The sequence below is a fragment of the Variovorax sp. VRV01 genome (assembly GCF_014852545.1).
In the GTDB taxonomy this organism is placed as follows: Bacteria; Pseudomonadota; Gammaproteobacteria; order Burkholderiales; family Burkholderiaceae_C; genus Variovorax; species Variovorax beijingensis_A.
Genome location: NZ_JACVBS010000002.1, coordinates 303,295 through 319,957 on the forward strand (window position 1 = coordinate 303,295; position 16,663 = coordinate 319,957).

Here is a 16,663-nt window from a genome sequence, read left to right on the forward strand (position 1 = left end):
GGGGTTGCGAAATCGTGGGGTTGCCGGGTTCAGCGCGCGAGGCCCTTGCGCGCGACCTCGTCGGCGAGATCGGCCAATGACTTTTCGAGCAGGTCGCCCAACTCGTCGATCTCCGCTTCGGTGATCGTGAGCGGTGGCGTGATCATCTGGAAATCGCCGAAGGCGCCCAGGTTGGCCCGGCGGTTGTAGAGCGCGATGCCGTGCTTCAGGCCATGCTCGGTCAGCCGGGCGGGCGCGTTGAAGGCGACCGGCAGCTGGCTGCGCTTGCCCTTGTCCGAGACGATCTCGATGGCAGTGAGGAGGCCTTTGCCGCGCACGTCGCCCACGATCGGCGAGCGCGACGCGATGTCGCGCAGGCGTGCCAGCAGAAGTTCGCCCATGCCCTGTGCGCGCGTGACGAGGTCTTGCCGCACCACCTCCTCGACCACCGCACGGGCCACCGCGCACGACAGCGGATTCGTGAAGTAGGTGTGGCCGTGCACGAAGCCGCCGGCGCCCGCGATCGCATCGACCATCCTGTTCGGTGCGAGCAGGCAACCGAGCGGCGTGTAGCCAGCGGCCAGGCCCTTGGCCAGCGTGACGAGGTCTGGGCGTGCGCCCTCCCAGTGGTGCGCGGCCAGGAAGGCGCCGGTGCGGCCGGCGCCGCTCATGATCTCGTCGAAGATCACCAGCACGCCGTGGCGGTCGCAGATCTCGCGCACGCGTTGGAAGTACGCAGCCGAGGAGACCACCGCGCCGGTCGAAAGACCGCCGATCGGTTCGAGGATGAAGGCCAGCACCGTCTCCGGGCCCTCACGCAGGATGGTCTGCTCGAGCGCGTCGGCGCAAGCCTGCTCGTACGACTCGACCGAGTGGCCCTCGGGCACGCGGTACGACAGAGGCGCCGGCACCTTGGGCATCGGGCGGACCATCGGACCGTACAGGCCGAGCGTATTGGCGTCGCCGGTGACCGCCAGCGCGCCGAGCGTCGAGCCGTGGTAGCTCGGATCGCGCGAGATCACCTTCGAGCGGCTGCCCTGGCCGGTCACGACCGCATACTGGCGCGCCAGCTTGATCGCGGCCTCGTTGGCCTCCGAACCGCCCGAGACGAAGAATGCGCGGTCGAAGCCGTCGCCCGCAAGCTCGCAGACGCGGTCGGCCAGCGCGATGTTGTGTTCGCTCTCGAAGAAGCGCGGGTACGCGAAGGTCACCTTGGAGGCCTGTTCGGTCATTGCAGCCAGCACGCGCGGATTGCCGTGGCCGATGTTCGCGACGACGGCGCCGGCCGTGGCGTCGAGATAGCGCTTGCCGTTCGCATCCCACAGGAAGATGCCGTCGCCGCGGGCGACGCGCGGCGGGCGGGCTGCCCCCTTGGGGGCGTAGAAGCCGAGGACCGAGCCGCCTTTGGGGCTGTCGCCGATCCGGGCAATGCCGGTCGCGGGGAAGTTCGAAGTGTTCATGGCCCGACGATACGAACCGGAGACACTTTCCGCTAGACGCATGGCGTGATGAAGTGCTATACGTTAGGCGTATGAAGCACGTACACGACCGGCTCGACCTGCTCGACACTTTCCAGAAGATCGGCGAAAGCGGATCGCTCAGCAAAGCGGCGCGGCTGCTGGGCACGACGCAGCCCACGGTCAGCCGGCGTCTGCTCGAGCTGGAGCGGCTGCTCGGCTGCAAGCTGGCACTGCGCACAACCGCGAGCTTTTCGCTCACAGACGAGGGGCGCTCGCTCCTCGTCGAGGCCCGCGACCTTGCCGACCGCTGGTCAGGCCTGTCGCAGCGCCTGAAAGGCGGGCAGAGCCGGCCTGAAGGCACGCTGCGCGTGATCGGGCCTTCGGGGTATGGGACGGGCTTCCTGACCGACGCGGTGACTGACCTGCGCGCGGCGCATCCCGCGTTGCGTGTTGAACTCACGCTGACCGATCGCTTGCTCGATCTGACGGCGTGGGGCGCGGATTGCTGGGTCTGCGTGGGCGAGGTGCGTGATCCTGAATTGGTGAGCCGCAAGCTCGGCACGATGGAGCGCGTGCTGATCGCCACGCCCGAGTTGCTCAAGAAGCTGGGGCCAGTCAGCATCGCGCGCCTTTCGCAGTTGCCCTGCGTGGGGCTCATGCCCTACGTGAACGGCAACGTGCGCATGCTGGACCGGGCGGGACGCTCGCGCATGGTGAGGCTCGACACGCCGATCCAGACCGACAGCCTGTTGTCGAGCTACCGCGCGATCCTCAACGGAGCCGGCATCGGTGCGGCGGCCCCCTGGATGTGCCAAGAAGACCTCAAGACGGGCCGGGTGCAGCGGGTGCTGGCGAACTGGTGGCTTGAGCCGATCGCCATTCACGTCGCGCTGCCTCCGGGCATCTACAGGCCCGCGCGCGTGACCGCATTCATCGAGGCCCTCAAGGCAAGGATGTTTGCGCTTTCCGGATTCAAGCCATCGCACTAAGAAAAGCAAACCACCAAGACGTCCCCAATGCCCTTGCAATCCGGCGGACGGGATCGGACCATCATTCGCCGCCAACAGGAAGGTCTATTTATCACCAATGACCGCGATTGCAGACACCTCGATCATCATTCCCACGAAAGGCAGACTGTGTACCGTGATAGAGGTACTTGCAGGGAAGTTGCCTTCGGGCCAGAACTCGTGGCGGATCGGAATGAGCGGCTCCAGCAGCCTGGGGTCGGTCAGATAGACAGTAATGTTGACGACATCTTTCATGCTGCCGCCGGCGCGTTTGACCGCTGCGTCGATGGCTCGGAAGATCACGCGGGCCTGGCCTTCGAAGTCGCCGGCCATCGATTTGCCTTGTTCGTCCCTTATACCGACTTGACCCGATATCCAGAGCGTCTTTCCGCCTTGCGTCGCCACCGCGGTGGAATACCCACGGGGCTGCCCAGCTTCCGATTTGAGGTACTCGCGGGCATTCGCATTCATTGTCAGAAAAAGCGAACTGCATACTGTGGCGAGCAGTGCATGGCGAAATTTCATATCCACTCCTAAGTTGACGAGCCGGTTTCAATAGGGCATGCAGGTACATGCGCACTTGTTAGCGATGTCGGCAAGGCCTCATCGCCCCATCGCTGCCACGCCACCAGTCGCCACGACCGAGTCCTGATCTGGAGAGCCGCCTGAGGCGCCGATCGCTCCGACGATCATGCCCGCTTGCATCAGCGGAATGCCGCCTTCAACTGCGTTCGCATGGGGCAGGGTAAGAATGCGCAGGCCGGCGTTGCCAGCTGCCAGCGCATCCTGAAACGCTTTGGTCGGACGACGGTACATCGCGGCCGACACCGCCTTGTTCTGGGCGACCAGAATGCTGGCGTTCTGAGTGTTGTCCATCTTCTCGAATGCCACGAGGTTGCCCCCGGTATCCACCACTGCCACCGCCATGGGAACGTTGATTCGGCGAGCCTCGGCAAGCGCAGCACCGATAGCGTGGCGGGCCTGCTCGAGATTGATGTTGTTTCCGTACTGCGGGACTGAGACCGCGGCGGGCGCGGGCGCCTGCGCGATGGCCGGTACGTTTCCCCCGTATACGGCAAGCGCAGCGATGAGGGATGCGATATTGCGGACAGTAACCATGGTGAATTGCTCCGGGTATAGAAGAAGCGCGCGCACGCATGCGCACCGCAGGGTGGTACCCGCTTCCCTCTGTTGATATGAGTTGTCCAGTTGCGAACTGCTGTCGAAATATCTTCGACGTTCAGATTTCGCACACGAAATCGACCGCATGAATAGGGATCATGTGCAGGTCCCTAGAGCGTCGGCGCTGCAGACTCCAACTCTGTCCTGAGCTTCTGCGCGATGCTCTTCATGAGCCGATGCAGTCTAGGAGACTAGGCGAGCCCACCAGTTCGAGGCTGGCGATCGCCAATTGAATGAGGTTGTCTGATCGAGGGTCCGCATATTCGACTTAGGCGTGAGAGATGAACTGCACTCTATAAATTCATCGATCGTGTGCAAAGAGAAATTTCTGGAAATCACATTTCCTTGAGATGGAAAATTGGACTAGTTCACCAAGCAATCGCTGTGTGCCCAGGTTTCGGAGCAAGGCAACCTCAGCGGCGCAGCCACAGCATTAGGGCTTTCGGACACCACGGTGATACTCCGCTGACCGCGCGCTCAGATCGGGGACGAGAGACGGCGCCAGCGTAAGCCGTCAATCAACTACGCTCTTGCGCGCGATACGCGCGCGGACGTTTGCGCGACGATTCATGCGCCGCGGAATCGTATGCTCCAAGGCAGCAGTGCCCCGTAGTCGTCGTGCCGGCCAGCGCGCCGCGCTCGGTAACGAACTCAGCGCTTCCGACCCAGAGTTCTTTGCCGGTTGCATCTCTAGTTGCTGGACGCATAGGTGCACGAGACGGGTAGGTCCAAGCTCTTGGTCCCGAAAGCCCGACCGTCACATCCGTCCGGTCCACTTCCGCTCGTATTCATGGTCGGCAAATTCATCAACCATGAAGTTGATGAACGCGCGGACTTTCGCCGACAAGTGCTTTCGATTGGGGTAGGCGATATTGATCGTGAGTTGCGGCAACTCCCACTCGTCCAGTACAGGCACCAAGCGACCGGCAACAACGTCGTCGTAGAGGATGTAGCTGGGCTGCACGAGTATTCCATGGCCGTTCAGTGCAGCCGCCCTGAGGACCTGGCCATCGTTCGACTCGAGCAAGCCATGAACCGCCACTGATTCCCGCTGCGCCCCGCGGGTGAAACTCAGCTCATTCGGGTTCTTCGCATAGACGTATAGCAAAAGCGCGTGCCGTGACAGCTCGTTCGGGTGTTGCGGCACGCCTCGGTTCGCAAGGTATGCCGGCGAAGCCGCCAAGAATCTCCGTGTGGTCCCCAGCCGGCGAATAGTGATGGTGCTGTCCGGTTCCAGTTCGCGTGTTCGGATTGCGACATCGATCCCGTTGTCGATCATGTCCAAGTACCTGTTCGCGGTCTCTATGTGCACCCGCAGCTGCGGGTACAACTGTTGAAAGCGTGGCAAGCGAGGCGCGATGATTTGCATCGCGAAAGACAGCGAGGCACTCACTCGTAGAACGCCCGAGGGATTGAGCGTAGCGCTTTGGAGTGCCGATTCCGCGTCTTCCAACTCACTGAGGATGTGCCTCGCACGCTCAAGAAATTCCTGCCCCTCGCGTGTCAGGTACAGGCGACGCGTGTTCCGCTCTACCAGCCGCACCTTGACACGGTTCTCGAGCGAAGCCAAGGTGCGACTCGCGGCAGGATTGGACAAGCCCAACGCCTCGGCGGCCTTGCCAAGCCCCCCACGCTCAGCAACCTGAATGAAGAGCGATAGCTCAGTGAATCGATCCATTTTTCCGACTTTTGGAAATGTGAATTCCGGGCTGGGTGGTTTGCGTCCTAATTGTGAAATTCTAAAGTGTGGCTCACCGGTTCGGTACATGGGTCTATCCGAATCGCCCACTTTGGAGAAAGCATGAGCATCAATCGTTTCCGTGCGGCTCTTTCCCGCCGTACCGCGTCTGTACTCACGGCAGCAATGCTCGTAGGCGGATCTGTCTTCGCCCAGACAGCGTTTCCGACGAAGCCCATTCGGCTGGTCGTCGCCACGCCAGCGGGAACGTCACCAGACGTTTCGGCCCGTTTTGTTGCCGAGCGCCTCTCCAGGGATCTTGGACAGCCAGTGCTTGTAGACAACAAGCCGGGGGCAAGCTCGATCATCGGCGCGGACACAGTGGCCAAGGCTCCCGCCGACGGATACACGCTTTTCTACGGCACAGCTCCCGCGATCTCGCTCAATCCGCATTTGTTTACCAAGCTGCCATACAAGTCGTCAGACTTTGTGCCGATCATTCACCTCGTCGACGTTCCCTTTGTGCTGAGCGTTCGTGCGAGTTCCCCGTACAAGACAGTCGACGAGGTGTTGCAAGCCGCCAAGCAGCAGCCCGGCAAGCTGACCTATGCGTCTCATGGTCCGGGTACCCCCAACCATGTTGCGATGCTGGAGCTGTTGCAGAAGACCGGCGCGACGATGACGCACGTGCCATACAAAGATGGAGGCATTCTCGACCTCATGAGCGGAGTCGTGGATTGGGCGTTCGTCGCTTCGGCGGACGCCATTCCTCAAATCAAGGGAGGGAAGCTGCGCGCGCTGGCGGTATCTGCGAACGGACGTATGCCAAGTCTTCCTGGCATACCCGCCCTATCTGAGAGCTTCCCCGGCAGCCAGTTGTACTCGTGGAACGGCATCCTGGCGCCGCGTGGCACTCCTGCGGAAGTGGTGGATCGCTTGTCTGCGCCGCTGCAGAAGATCGCGGCATCGAGCGAGTTTCGGAAGTACCTGCTCGAACTTGGATTGATTCCCGCCGGGGGAACGCCTGCAGAGTTTCGTTCGTTCCTGGCCAGGGATTTCGACAACTGGGGAGCAGTGGTGAAGCAGAACAGCATTCGACTCGATTGACTCAGCCAAGCGGAAAGCGTCAATCTCATCAATTCAACAACGGAGTTTTAGTCATGACTTTCACGATCATTGCGCGCGACAAGCAGTCGGGTGATTTCGGTCTCTGCATTTCGAGCTTCTCGCCGGCGGTGGGTTGGATAGCGCCGTTCGGGTCGGCGCAGGCCGGCGTGCTCTCCTATCAATCCTCCGTGGAACCGCGGCTGGGCAAGGTGGCGCTGGGCTTGCTTGAAAGAGGATATTCAGCCCAGAAGGTGCTCATCGACATGGAGCAGATGGACAAACACTGGGAATACCGGCAGGTCGGCGTCCTCGATGCACGCGGCGGGATGGCGGTCTTCACGGGCAAGAAGAACTATCAATGGGCGGGGCACCGCATCGGGCCCGACTTCATCGCCTTCGGCAACGTGCTCGCCGGCGAGAAGACCATCGATGGGATCTGCGAGGCATGGGAGAGCAACCGAGCTGCGAGTTTCGACGACCGCTTGCTGCGCGCCATCGAAGGTGGCCGCGACGCCGGCGGCCAATTGGAGGGCCAGACCTCGGCGGCAATCAAGACGTTCGGCCGCAAGGGCACGGCGCGGCTCGATCTGCGCTGCGACCACGCGTCCGAGCCGATCGCGGAACTGCGGCGGATCGTCGACTGGTACATGCCACTGGTGGAGTATTACGAGGCGTTGGTCGATGACCCGTCGGTCATGCCCCGGCACAAGGACTGGCTCAAGGAGCGCGGTATCGAACGCGAGTACGGCAAACCGCCGTCGCACCTGGCCTGAACTTCAACCCATTCCTTTCGTAGAGCCAGACATGAGAATCAATCTTTTTCGTTGCGCCGTTTCACGCCGCACCGCGTCTGTATTCGCGGCAGCGGCACTCCTGTCCGCGTCCGCCTTCGCCCAGACGCCGTTTCCGACAAAGCCGGTGCGCCTGGTCGTCCCCTGGCCGGCAGGAGCCTCTCCGGATGTCACGGCCCGCTTCATTGCAGAGCGCCTTACCAAGGATCTTGGCCAGCCGGTCCTCGTCGACAACAGGCCAGGGGCGAGCCAGATCATTGGCACGGACCTTGTGGCCAAAGCTCCCGCCGATGGACACACGCTTCTCTTTACCGCGGCTCCGTCGGTCTCGCTCAATCCACATGTGTTTACCAAGCTTCCATACAAGGCATCCGATCTGGTGCCGGTCATCCATGTCGTGGAAGTTCCTTTTGTGATGATCGTTCGCGCTAACTCCCCGTTCAAGTCGGTCGATGAGTTGGTGCAAGCCGCCAAACGGGAACCGGGCAAGCTGAACTACGCGACATACGGAGACGGCACGCCAAGCCACATTGCTGCCCTCCAGTTCGTGCAGAAGGCGGGCATTGCTATGACGGCAATTCCATACAAGGATGGAGGCATCCTTTCTGTCATGAGTGGGGACGTGGAGTTTTCGATGGAAGCGTCAGCTGCCGCCATCCCTCAGATCAACGGAGGCAAGCTGCGAGGGTTGGCAGTGTCTGCAAATGGGCGTGTGCCGAATCTGCCAGGTGTCCCTGTCCTGTCGGAGATTTATCCCGGCAACCAGTTGCATTCATGGAATGGAATCCTGGCGCCGCGCGGCACCCCTCCGGAAGCCCTGAATCGTCTATCAGTGGCATTGCAGAAGATCGTGGCATCGAGCGAGTTCCAACAGAAGGCGCTCGATCTAGGCTTGATTCCAGTGGGTGGAACACAGGCGCAGTTTGCTTCATTCCTGGCCAAAGACTTCGAAGAGTGGGGAGCAGTCGTGAAGCGCAACAACATTCGCCTTGACTGAGCCTATACCTATTACCCTGACAAAAAATTCATCGTGACCTACACAGTAATCGGGCGCTGCCCTCGGACTCACCAGATCGGCGTCGCCGTTGCGACGTATTCAGTTGCCTTCGGGTCGTTCACGCAAGGAGCGCACGGTGCCTATGGCGTCGTGATGTCACAGGCCAACGGGCGCAGGCGGAATGCCCCTCTGGGGCAGAGCCTGCTGCGGCAAGGGCTAACGAGCAAAAGCGTGCTTGCAGCGCTGGTCCAGGATGACGTCCACGAGAGCCTTCGCCAGATCGCCGTGATGACACGAGACGGTTTGGGCGTGGTTCACACGGGCTCGCGCGTCACGGGTTGGGCCGGAGACAAGACGGGGACGGACTACACCGTCTTCGGGAACGTACTAGCAGGCGAACACGTGCTCAATGCGATGGAGGCCAAGTTCAATGAAGATGCGACCTGGCCGCTGGTTGAACGCCTCATCAGCACGCTGGAGTCCGGCAGGGACGCAGGTGGCCAGACCGCCAACGACCGACATTTGCCCGAGCGATCGGCCTGTGTGGTCGTGATGGATCGCGAGAGCTATGCGGCATGGGACCTGCGCGTCGACATGCACGGGACCGCGGTGGAGGAACTGCGTCGCATCTACAACCTGTACAAGCCGTATCAGCCTTACTACGAAGCACGGGAGGTCGACCCCACCAGCTGCCCGACCCAGTTGGCATGGGAGCGCGAGAGCCTGAGCGGCGCTCACCTCCAAGAAACGCTGAAGTGATCAGAGGGCAACTGCCGGCCCTTTGTGCCGCCTCTCCGAACGCCTTGCGCAATCGACGAAACCCCTGACCTTTCCGTCTTCATGAACTTCGCTGGCAACCTCGGCCAGGGTAACGGTGAAAGCCGGGCAGCCGGCCCATCCACTGTGAGCGGACACCCCAAGCGACCGCCAGTGGCGCCATGACGGTCCCCCTCTTGGCTGGCGCAGCGTTTTTCAGCGCGGCCGCCTTGCGCATCTGCGACGCGATGCTGCCGCGCTTGGCCAGCGACTTCAGCGTGACGCCGGGTACAGCCGGGCAGGTCATCATCTGGTTTGCCGTCGCCTACGGCCTGGTGCAGTTGCTGTTCGGACCGATGGGCGACCGCTATGGCAAGGCACGTTTGGTGCGTCTGGCGCTCGCCGGTTGTGCGGGGGCATCCTTGGCGTCGGCGCTTGCGCCCGACTTCCAAGTGCTCGTCTGGACCCGCGTCGCATGGGGCATCGCCGCCGCGGGCGTGATCCCGCTGGCCATGGCCTGGATCGGTGACACCGTCCCCTACGACCAGCGCCAGGTAACGCTGGCGCGCTTGCTCACAGGGACCATCTCGGGAATGATGGCAGGCCAGTTGGCCGGCGGATTCTTTGCCGAATCGGCCGTCGGCTGGCGCGCCGCCTTCCTCTGCTTGAGCGTGGGGTACTCCGTTGTGGCGCTCCTGCTCATGGCGCAAGCGCGGCAGATACATGCCTCGATCGCCGCGCCCGTCGCTGCTGCTTCTCGGGTGCCGATGTCGCAGCAGTTGCTGTACGTTCTGCGCCTGCCTTGGGCGCGTGTCGTGCTGCTGGCGGTACTGGCAGAGGGGTTCTTCCTACTAGGGCCGCTAAGCTATCTACCCACCTACCTGCATGTGCGCCACGAACTGCCGCTGTCCACGGCTTCTGCCCTGGCAGCTCTCAATGCGGTCGGCGGCTTGGTATACGCCTTCACCGCCAGGCACATCGTGGCCCGCTTCGGGGAATGGCGCATGGTGCTGGCAGGTGGCTGGCTGATGGGGATCGGCTTTCTGGCTTGGTGGGTTTCTGCGGTGCCTCTGCTTTCTGGCCTTATCGCCCTGGTGGTGGGTTTCGGAACCTTCCTGTATCACAACACCCTGCAGACCCACGCAACCCAGATGGTGCCTGCGGCACGGGGGACATCCGTGGCCGTATTCGCGTCTTTCCTGTTCACCGGGCAGGCGCTGGGCGTGACCGCCGCCGGGTATGTCGTGGACCGCTTCGGCTTTACTCCAGTCCTGTTGTCGGCGGCTGTTGCCTTGCCTTTCGTGGGCCGAAGTTTTGCGCGTGGCCTTCAGCGCCGGTCGGCTGGCGATTGAGTGCGCCCGGTTTCAATGGCGAGCCACGGTAAAGCGATCCATTTTTCCAAACTCAGGAAATATCATTTCCATTTCAGCGACTTTTCATCTACTTTGTGAAAATTTAAAGTTCGACTGCCCCACGCGGAAAAACGCGCTTCTTGTGAACCATGCGAAACCTCAATCAAGACAACATCACTCAGGCCGTGATCGCCAGCTTCGCAGAGGCCGGGACTCCTCGTCTCCAGCAGATCATGACGAGCTTGGTGCAGCATCTCCATGCTTTTGCACGTGACGTGAAGCTGACAGAGGAGGAATGGTTCCAGGGAGTCGACTTCCTCACGCAGTGCGGACACATCACGGACTCGAAGCGTCAGGAGTTCATCCTGCTCTCCGACGTGTTGGGGTTGTCCATGCTCACGGTTGCGATGAATACCGAGAAGCCGCGAGGATGCACAGAATCGACTGTCTTCGGACCCTTCCATGTCGAAGGTGCGCCCCGGTATGAGCTCGGCGATGACATCGCCAACGGGGCGAAGGGTACGCCTTGCCTGGTGCGCGGGACCGTCCGCGACATCGCGGGTAAAGCCATCCCGGGCGCCGTCTTGGATGTATGGCAATCCGACGAAGACGGACTTTATGACGTACAACAAGAAGGCTTGGACCAAGCCCAGGCGAGGGGCGTATTGACGGCGGATGGTGACGGCACGTTCTGCTTCCGATCCATCCTCGCTGTTCCATACGCAATTCCTCACGATGGTCCCGTGGGTCGCTTGCTGGAAGCCACAGGACGCCATCCTTGGCGCCCTGCGCACCTTCATTTCATGATCAAGGCGCCCGGCTACCAGACGCTGGTCACGCATGTCTTTCGCGACAAGAGCGACTATCTCGATTCGGATGCCGTATTCGGCGTGCGGCAGTCGCTGATCTGCGAGTGGAAGGAGCAGGCGGATGGCAGCTACCTGCTGGAATTCGACTTCGTGCTCAACCCGACTCGGGGGCACTCAGGTTGATGGACATGAGGGACTTCGTCTATACCGCACAGCCCTCCCGAGTGGTTTTCGGCGCAGGAAGCCTGTCGCATCTCGAGCGGGAGATCGATCTGCTGGGCGCCAGGCGAGCGATCGTTCTTTCGACTCCCGAGCAGGCCGAACAGGCTCGCGCGATTGCCGAGCGCATCGGCAACCGAGCTGCAGGGGTGTTCGCACGTGCGGTGATGCATGTGCCGATCGAAACCGCGCGGGAAGCCCGTGAGTTCGCGCGTCAGCTCAATGCCGATTGCGCCATTGCGATCGGCGGTGGATCCACGACCGGACTGGGCAAGGCGATTGCACTCGAATCTTCCCTCCCTGTGCTTGCAATTCCGACGACCTACGCTGGAAGCGAGATGACGCCGATCTATGGCATCACTGAAGCCGGACTCAAAAAGACTGGCAAGGATCGGCGCGTGCTGCCTCGCACCGTGATCTACGACCCCGAACTCACGCTGACGCTTCCAGTCGGCATGAGCGTCACCAGCGCGATGAACGCCATCGCGCATGCCGCAGAGGGTTTGTACGCGCAGGACAGCAATCCGGTCATGGATCTGATGGCCGAGGAAGGGATTCGCGCACTTGCACAGGCGCTGCCGGGAATCCGGGCGGACGCCACGGAGATAGCAGCCAGGAGCGACGCGCTGTACGGGGCATGGCTGTGCGGCACCGTGCTCGGAACGGTCGGCATGGCGCTGCACCACAAGCTTTGCCACACGCTTGGCGGAACATTCAACTTGCCCCACGCTGAAGTCCATACCATCGTGCTGCCCCACGCGATAGCTTTCAACTCGACCGCGGCCCCACAAGCAATCAGACGCATCGAGCGTGCGCTTGGAAGAAATGGGGTGAGCGCAGCGGCTGGCCTTTTCGACCTTGCGCAGCAAAACGGTGCCCCGGTGGCATTGAAGGATGTTGGCATGCGGCACGAGGACCTCGACAAGGCCGCTTACATCGCAGTTGCAAACCCATATTGGAACCCGCGTCCGATCGGCAGCGCCCAACGCGCCGAAATCCGCGATCTGCTGCAGCACGCCTATGAAGGCGTGAGGCCGAGTTCGATTGGCGCACAAGTGCCTTAACCGCCTGCCTCTCAAGGCAGTTTTAACCAACCTTTAGGAGAGCAACATGAAGAGAACCGTCATTCACACGAACAAAGTCCCGCCAGTGAAGGTACCGCTGTCACAAGGCATCAAGGTTGGCGACTGGATCTACACGTCCGGCATGCTCGGTATGGATCCCGCCACGGGGCAACTGGCTGTGGGCGGCATGGAGGCGGAAACGCGCCAGGTCTGTGAGAACCTGAAAGCCGTTCTCGAAGCCGGTGGTTCGTCACTTCAAGATGTCCACAAGGTCGTCATCTATGTTGCGGACCTTGCGGAAATGCTGCCGATGAACAAGGTGTTCAGCGAGTATTTCCCGAACGATCCGCCGGCGCGTACGACGTTCCAGGCGGCAGCGCTGGTCATGGGCGCCCGGGTGGAGATCGAGGCGATCGCCACCGTCAAGGACTGACCGGGCCAATCGAAGCCCCGCCGACGGGAGCCATGAGGCTTCATTCGGTGGTGATTCGATACACCGGCATGCCGCGAGCACCATCAACGCCCAGGTTCCACGACCTCGGGTAAAGGGACCTGGACGAGTCAAGGCAAGCAAAGTCGATCGGTGTCCGATATCCGGTGGCTTTGTTTTCCCCGAAGAGCTGCGCGGTTGAACGCCGCGCTCTTGGGGCTTCTTCGATATTGCGAGCGTCAACCCGCCGACTGCGATGTTCCCTGTCCACGGCACTTGCGAGGATGCGATATCCAAAATGCTCTACACATTCTTTTTGATCGACAAGCCTGGTTCGAAGGAGCTACGCCTGCAACTTCGGCCCGCCCACAAAGCATATCTGGCCCAGGTAGCTGACCGGATCGCCTTTGCCGGCCCCCTTCTCACGGACGACGGAACGTCGATGATCGGTAGCTTGCTGTCGATCGAGTTCGCCTCCCGGGACGATGCACTCACATGGCTCAATGACGAGCCGTTCACGCACGCTGGCGTCTATGCATCAAGCAGTATCCATGCCTTCCAGAATCTATGGCCTCAGAAGGCGGGCTTTCCGCCCGCAAAGTAAGCGTCATGGAGAGCAATGTGATCAAACACATCGTCATGTGGAAGCTGCGCGGCGAAACGCCTGAACAGCGTCGGCAAAACGCTGGCCAGCTCGCGGAGAGCTTCCACAGCCTTCGCGGGCGAATACCCGGCCTTCTGCACCTGGAAATTGGAATCGATACAAGCGGCGTGGACTATGCGTGCGACGTCGTGCTGTACAGCGAATTCGCCTCCCAAGCAGACCTGGAGGCCTACGCGGGTCACCCCGAACACCTGCGCGTGAAGCGCGAAGTTGGCAATCTGCGTATCGCGCGGCACCAGGTGGATTACTTCACTACAAGACTCGCGGCATAGGTCCGCGGACCTCGTCTAATTTCGACTGGAAACCCGATGAACATTCTTGGCCTGTCCGGCAGCCTCCGCGCCGGCTCTTACAACACGCTGGCACTCAAAGCAGCTCAGAAACTCGCGCCTTCAGGAATCAGGATCGAGATCGCAAGCATCGGCGATGTTCCCATCTACAACGACGATCAGCGCGCTCAGGGTGAACCCGCCGCCGTCGCAGCGCTGAAGGAAAAAGTGCGCCGCGCGGATGGACTGCTGATCGCCACACCAGAATACAACTTCTCCATCCCCGGAGTGCTGAAGAACACTCTCGATTGGATGTCGCGCCCGCCGGAGCCCCCCTTCACAGGCAAAGTCGTCGGCATCATCGGCGCGAGCCCCGGGCCAGTCGGGACGGCGCGCGTGCAGTACGACCTGCGCAAGGTCCTGGTGTTCATGGATGCGTTCACGGTGAACAAGCCCGAGGTGTTCATCAATCATTGCGCGGACAAGTTCGATGCGCAAGGACAGTTCACCGATGAGGGTGGCAGCAAGCTCATCGTTGATTTGCTGCTTGCCATGCAGGCCCTGAAACAGCGGCTCGGCTAAGCCATGATCGACGATCCAGTACGGCTGCTCTCCATCCTCTGCGGATTGATGTTCATCCCGCACAGCGTTGCGAAGTTCACTGCGCGCCAAGCCGTGGACAAGGTCTTCGAGTCCGCAGGATTGCGCCCAGTCGCCTTCTTCGTCATCGTGTCGCTGATCATTGAAATCATTGCGACTATCGGTCTCGTGTTCAACCTGCTGCAGCCATACACTGCGTGGCTTGGGGCATTGTTCATGCTTTCCGCGGGAGCGGCCTCGTACAAGATCTCGGGCGGTAAATGGAACTGGAGCCTGGGGGGCTGCGAACTGCATGTCTTCTGGGCACTCTGCATGGTGATCGTCGCCATCCATGGCTGATGTGGCGGGCCAATCCGTTCCCCACTTGTCCGTCGCGACGTCAACTGCGCCCTTTACCCGTGCGGCGTTGACCAGGATCTCGTGGGGATCGCCTTCCAATTGAACGGTCGGAGCCGATCTTGTGATCTGCAATCTACAGATCGACGGCGGATCTCAGCTTTTTCAAGCTGGTGAAACCGTCGGGTCCGATGTCCTTCCTGGAAATATCAGGGCTGAGGACTTCGACCTGGAAGGAAACGCGCGGTTGACGAGCTGACTCAATTCTTCCGATCTTCGTAAATCTCAATTCCAAGTTCCGTTCTTCTCTAAAGAATGTCGAAATCATAGATTCCGTCCCATGGCGCCAGTTATGGCACATCGCATTCCCATCCAACCATACGATCATGAGGTCAGAATGAGTTCTGCTATCACCCGCCGTACCGCATTTGCATTTGCCGCGGCAACATACTTGACTGGAGCCGCTGGCGCCCGTGAAAGATCAGCAATTTTCGATCGGGGCGCCGAGCTGATGGCACCGCTGGTACCGCCCGCTCGCAAGCTTCTGATTCGAGGCGCCACGATCATCAGCATGGATGACAAAGTCGGCAATATGCCCAAGGGAGACATCCTGATTGCCGACGGCACCATTGCTGCCATCGGCGTGAACCTTGATGCTGGCGGAGCCGAAGTAATCAACGCCGCGGACATGATCGCCATTCCAGGCATGGTCGATACTCATCGCCATTCCTGGGAAGGCCAACTGCGTCGCATTAACCCCAATGCGGCAACGCTTGAGGACTATAGCAACGCTACCCACCTCTCATTTGCCAAGTACTACCGCCCGCGCGACATCTACGTAGGCAACATGATCACGGCGCTGGGTTGCATCGATGCCGGTATCACTACCGTGGTCGACGATTCGCACAACAGCCGTACGGCCGCGCACTCCGACGCCGCAGTTGACGCACTGCTCGAGTCAGGCATCCGGGCGGTGCACGTCACCGGGGCGCCGGTCGCGGGCGATTGGGATACGGCACATTGGCCGGGCAACCTTGCACGTCTGCATGCCAAGTACCTCGCCAATCGGCCTGCAGGCTTGTTGACACTTGGCGTGATGGACGCCTTTCCAAAGCTTGAAACGGACCAGTGGGCCATTGCACGGGAACTGGGCGCTGTCATCGTGACCGAGTTCATTGGCGCCGACCTGGCAGCCCAACTTCCGGACCTGCACCGCAAGGGGCTGCTACGTAGCGACAACATCTTCAACCACTGCATCGGCCTGCCGGAATCCGCCTGGAAGATCTTGCGCGAAGCAGGTGTGCGCGTCAGCGTGACCCCACGTTCAGATGCCCACTACGGCATCGAGGATGGCATGAATGCGTGGCAGAAGGCGCTCGAGCATGGCATTCGCCCTGGCCTGAGCGTCGATAACGAGACCTCCTACAGCGGTGACATGTTCATGGAGATGCGCGTGGCCTTCTATCTGCGACGGGTGCTGGGACACGGTGGCAATCCCGATGTGGCGACATCGACAAATGCCTCCCGGTTGCTGCAGGCCGCCACGATCGACGGCGCAGCAACTGCGGGACTGGAAAAGCGCACTGGCAGCCTGACACCGGGCAAGCAGGCCGACGTGGTTCTGATCCGAACGAGGGACCTCAACATCTACCCGGTCAACAACGCGATCGGTACCGTGGTGCACGCGGCTGAGCGCAGCAATGTCGATACCGTCATCATCGGTGGGCGGCTGCGCAAACGTGATGGCGTCGTGCTGGGCGTAGATCGAGCAAAACTGCGCGCCGCGATCGATGAGTCCCGCGCTTATCTGTTCAATGCCGCCGGCTACAAGCCAGATCCATTTTCGGAATCGTTCATGCCGCTCCGCCGTATGTAAGAAACGCCTGGGGACATCGCAGCGCTGGTTTCCTCTATCGTCGGCTCGAATTGTCTGGCTGTAATGGCCTTGTTCAGCAACGCTGAG

The 16,663-nt window shown here is 61.1% G+C and carries 18 protein-coding genes; 14 read left to right on the plus strand and 4 right to left on the minus strand.

All coding sequences use genetic code 11. The features are described 5' to 3' along the window. Nucleotides 1-29: 29 nt before the first annotated feature. On the minus strand, nucleotides 30-1,439 hold the full coding sequence (locus IB278_RS05130; protein ID WP_192322854.1) for an aspartate aminotransferase family protein: 1,410 nt from the start codon (nucleotides 1,437-1,439) through the stop codon (nucleotides 30-32). 71 nt (nucleotides 1,440-1,510) lie between these two features. Between IB278_RS05130 and IB278_RS05135 the strand changes: the two genes are divergently transcribed. Further along, on the plus strand, nucleotides 1,511-2,428 hold the full coding sequence (locus IB278_RS05135; protein WP_192322855.1) for a LysR family transcriptional regulator: 918 nt from the start codon (nucleotides 1,511-1,513) through the stop codon (nucleotides 2,426-2,428). An 84-nt stretch (nucleotides 2,429-2,512) separates the two neighbouring features. Here the strand turns inward: IB278_RS05135 and IB278_RS05140 are convergent, their stop codons facing one another. From IB278_RS05140 to IB278_RS05150, 3 genes are all read right to left on the minus strand, one after another. Next, a complete protein-coding gene (locus IB278_RS05140) occupies nucleotides 2,513-2,971 on the minus strand; it encodes a RidA family protein (RefSeq protein ID WP_225612729.1) in 459 nt (152 codons plus the stop codon). Nucleotides 2,972-3,049: 78 nt separating this feature from the next. Then, nucleotides 3,050-3,565 (minus strand): GlcG/HbpS family heme-binding protein, encoded by a 516-nt coding sequence (locus IB278_RS05145; protein ID WP_145745806.1) that lies wholly within the window; start codon nucleotides 3,563-3,565, stop codon nucleotides 3,050-3,052. Between the two features lie 820 nt (nucleotides 3,566-4,385). Further along, nucleotides 4,386-5,306: a LysR family transcriptional regulator gene (locus IB278_RS05150; protein WP_145745807.1), complete on the minus strand. Its 921-nt coding sequence runs from the start codon at nucleotides 5,304-5,306 to the stop codon at nucleotides 4,386-4,388. 123 nt (nucleotides 5,307-5,429) lie between these two features. Between IB278_RS05150 and IB278_RS05155 the strand changes: the two genes are divergently transcribed. From IB278_RS05155 to IB278_RS05215, 13 genes are all read left to right on the plus strand, one after another. Further along, nucleotides 5,430-6,413, plus strand: coding sequence for a Bug family tripartite tricarboxylate transporter substrate binding protein (locus IB278_RS05155; protein ID WP_192322856.1), 984 nt, complete (start codon nucleotides 5,430-5,432; stop codon nucleotides 6,411-6,413). A 53-nt stretch (nucleotides 6,414-6,466) separates the two neighbouring features. Next, nucleotides 6,467-7,186 (plus strand): DUF1028 domain-containing protein, encoded by a 720-nt coding sequence (locus IB278_RS05160; protein ID WP_145745809.1) that lies wholly within the window; start codon nucleotides 6,467-6,469, stop codon nucleotides 7,184-7,186. A gap of 31 nt (nucleotides 7,187-7,217) precedes the next feature. Beyond that, nucleotides 7,218-8,201 (plus strand): tripartite tricarboxylate transporter substrate binding protein, encoded by a 984-nt coding sequence (locus tag IB278_RS05165; protein WP_186454224.1) that lies wholly within the window; start codon nucleotides 7,218-7,220, stop codon nucleotides 8,199-8,201. 33 nt (nucleotides 8,202-8,234) lie between these two features. Then, entirely contained in the window at nucleotides 8,235-8,960 is a 726-nt protein-coding gene (locus tag IB278_RS05170) for a DUF1028 domain-containing protein (RefSeq protein ID WP_192322857.1), read from the plus strand. Between the two features lie 179 nt (nucleotides 8,961-9,139). Next, on the plus strand, nucleotides 9,140-10,309 hold the full coding sequence (locus IB278_RS05175; protein WP_192322858.1) for an MFS transporter: 1,170 nt from the start codon (nucleotides 9,140-9,142) through the stop codon (nucleotides 10,307-10,309). A 149-nt stretch (nucleotides 10,310-10,458) separates the two neighbouring features. Further along, on the plus strand, nucleotides 10,459-11,301 hold the full coding sequence (locus IB278_RS05180) for an intradiol ring-cleavage dioxygenase (RefSeq protein ID WP_192322859.1): 843 nt from the start codon (nucleotides 10,459-10,461) through the stop codon (nucleotides 11,299-11,301). Between the two features lie 5 nt (nucleotides 11,302-11,306). Next, nucleotides 11,307-12,401 (plus strand): maleylacetate reductase, encoded by a 1,095-nt coding sequence (locus IB278_RS05185; protein ID WP_192322860.1) that lies wholly within the window; start codon nucleotides 11,307-11,309, stop codon nucleotides 12,399-12,401. Between the two features lie 46 nt (nucleotides 12,402-12,447). After that, nucleotides 12,448-12,834, plus strand: coding sequence for a RidA family protein (locus IB278_RS05190; RefSeq protein ID WP_125966973.1), 387 nt, complete (start codon nucleotides 12,448-12,450; stop codon nucleotides 12,832-12,834). Between the two features lie 295 nt (nucleotides 12,835-13,129). Then, a complete protein-coding gene (locus IB278_RS05195) occupies nucleotides 13,130-13,435 on the plus strand; it encodes a YciI family protein (protein ID WP_145745815.1) in 306 nt (101 codons plus the stop codon). A gap of 17 nt (nucleotides 13,436-13,452) precedes the next feature. After that, on the plus strand, nucleotides 13,453-13,767 hold the full coding sequence (locus IB278_RS05200) for a Dabb family protein (RefSeq protein WP_209499604.1): 315 nt from the start codon (nucleotides 13,453-13,455) through the stop codon (nucleotides 13,765-13,767). Nucleotides 13,768-13,803: 36 nt separating this feature from the next. After that, the gene (locus IB278_RS05205; RefSeq protein ID WP_192322862.1) at nucleotides 13,804-14,346 is read left to right on the plus strand and encodes an NADPH-dependent FMN reductase; all 543 of its coding nucleotides are present in this window, start codon (nucleotides 13,804-13,806) and stop codon (nucleotides 14,344-14,346) included. 3 nt (nucleotides 14,347-14,349) lie between these two features. Beyond that, a complete protein-coding gene (locus IB278_RS05210; protein ID WP_145745818.1) occupies nucleotides 14,350-14,703 on the plus strand; it encodes a DoxX family protein in 354 nt (117 codons plus the stop codon). A gap of 394 nt (nucleotides 14,704-15,097) precedes the next feature. After that, nucleotides 15,098-16,576 (plus strand): amidohydrolase family protein, encoded by a 1,479-nt coding sequence (locus tag IB278_RS05215; RefSeq protein ID WP_225612730.1) that lies wholly within the window; start codon nucleotides 15,098-15,100, stop codon nucleotides 16,574-16,576. The last annotated feature ends 87 nt before the right edge of the window (nucleotides 16,577-16,663 follow it).

Bases quoted from the DNA above. Each gene is read 5' to 3' on its own strand.
- IB278_RS05130 (WP_192322854.1), bottom strand. From the start codon at position 1,439: ATGAACACTTCGAACTTCCCCGCGACCGGCATTGCCCGGATCGGCGAC.
- IB278_RS05135 (WP_192322855.1), top strand. From the start codon at position 1,511: ATGAAGCACGTACACGACCGGCTCGACCTGCTCGACACTTTCCAGAAG.
- IB278_RS05140 (WP_225612729.1), bottom strand. From the start codon at position 2,971: ATGAAATTTCGCCATGCACTGCTCGCCACAGTATGCAGTTCGCTTTTT.
- IB278_RS05145 (WP_145745806.1), bottom strand. From the start codon at position 3,565: ATGGTTACTGTCCGCAATATCGCATCCCTCATCGCTGCGCTTGCCGTA.
- IB278_RS05150 (WP_145745807.1), bottom strand. From the start codon at position 5,306: ATGGATCGATTCACTGAGCTATCGCTCTTCATTCAGGTTGCTGAGCGT.
- IB278_RS05155 (WP_192322856.1), top strand. From the start codon at position 5,430: ATGAGCATCAATCGTTTCCGTGCGGCTCTTTCCCGCCGTACCGCGTCT.
- IB278_RS05160 (WP_145745809.1), top strand. From the start codon at position 6,467: ATGACTTTCACGATCATTGCGCGCGACAAGCAGTCGGGTGATTTCGGT.
- IB278_RS05165 (WP_186454224.1), top strand. From the start codon at position 7,218: ATGAGAATCAATCTTTTTCGTTGCGCCGTTTCACGCCGCACCGCGTCT.
- IB278_RS05175 (WP_192322858.1), top strand. From the start codon at position 9,140: ATGACGGTCCCCCTCTTGGCTGGCGCAGCGTTTTTCAGCGCGGCCGCC.
- IB278_RS05180 (WP_192322859.1), top strand. From the start codon at position 10,459: ATGCGAAACCTCAATCAAGACAACATCACTCAGGCCGTGATCGCCAGC.
- IB278_RS05185 (WP_192322860.1), top strand. From the start codon at position 11,307: ATGAGGGACTTCGTCTATACCGCACAGCCCTCCCGAGTGGTTTTCGGC.
- IB278_RS05190 (WP_125966973.1), top strand. From the start codon at position 12,448: ATGAAGAGAACCGTCATTCACACGAACAAAGTCCCGCCAGTGAAGGTA.
- IB278_RS05195 (WP_145745815.1), top strand. From the start codon at position 13,130: ATGCTCTACACATTCTTTTTGATCGACAAGCCTGGTTCGAAGGAGCTA.
- IB278_RS05205 (WP_192322862.1), top strand. From the start codon at position 13,804: ATGAACATTCTTGGCCTGTCCGGCAGCCTCCGCGCCGGCTCTTACAAC.
- IB278_RS05210 (WP_145745818.1), top strand. From the start codon at position 14,350: ATGATCGACGATCCAGTACGGCTGCTCTCCATCCTCTGCGGATTGATG.
- IB278_RS05215 (WP_225612730.1), top strand. From the start codon at position 15,098: ATGAGTTCTGCTATCACCCGCCGTACCGCATTTGCATTTGCCGCGGCA.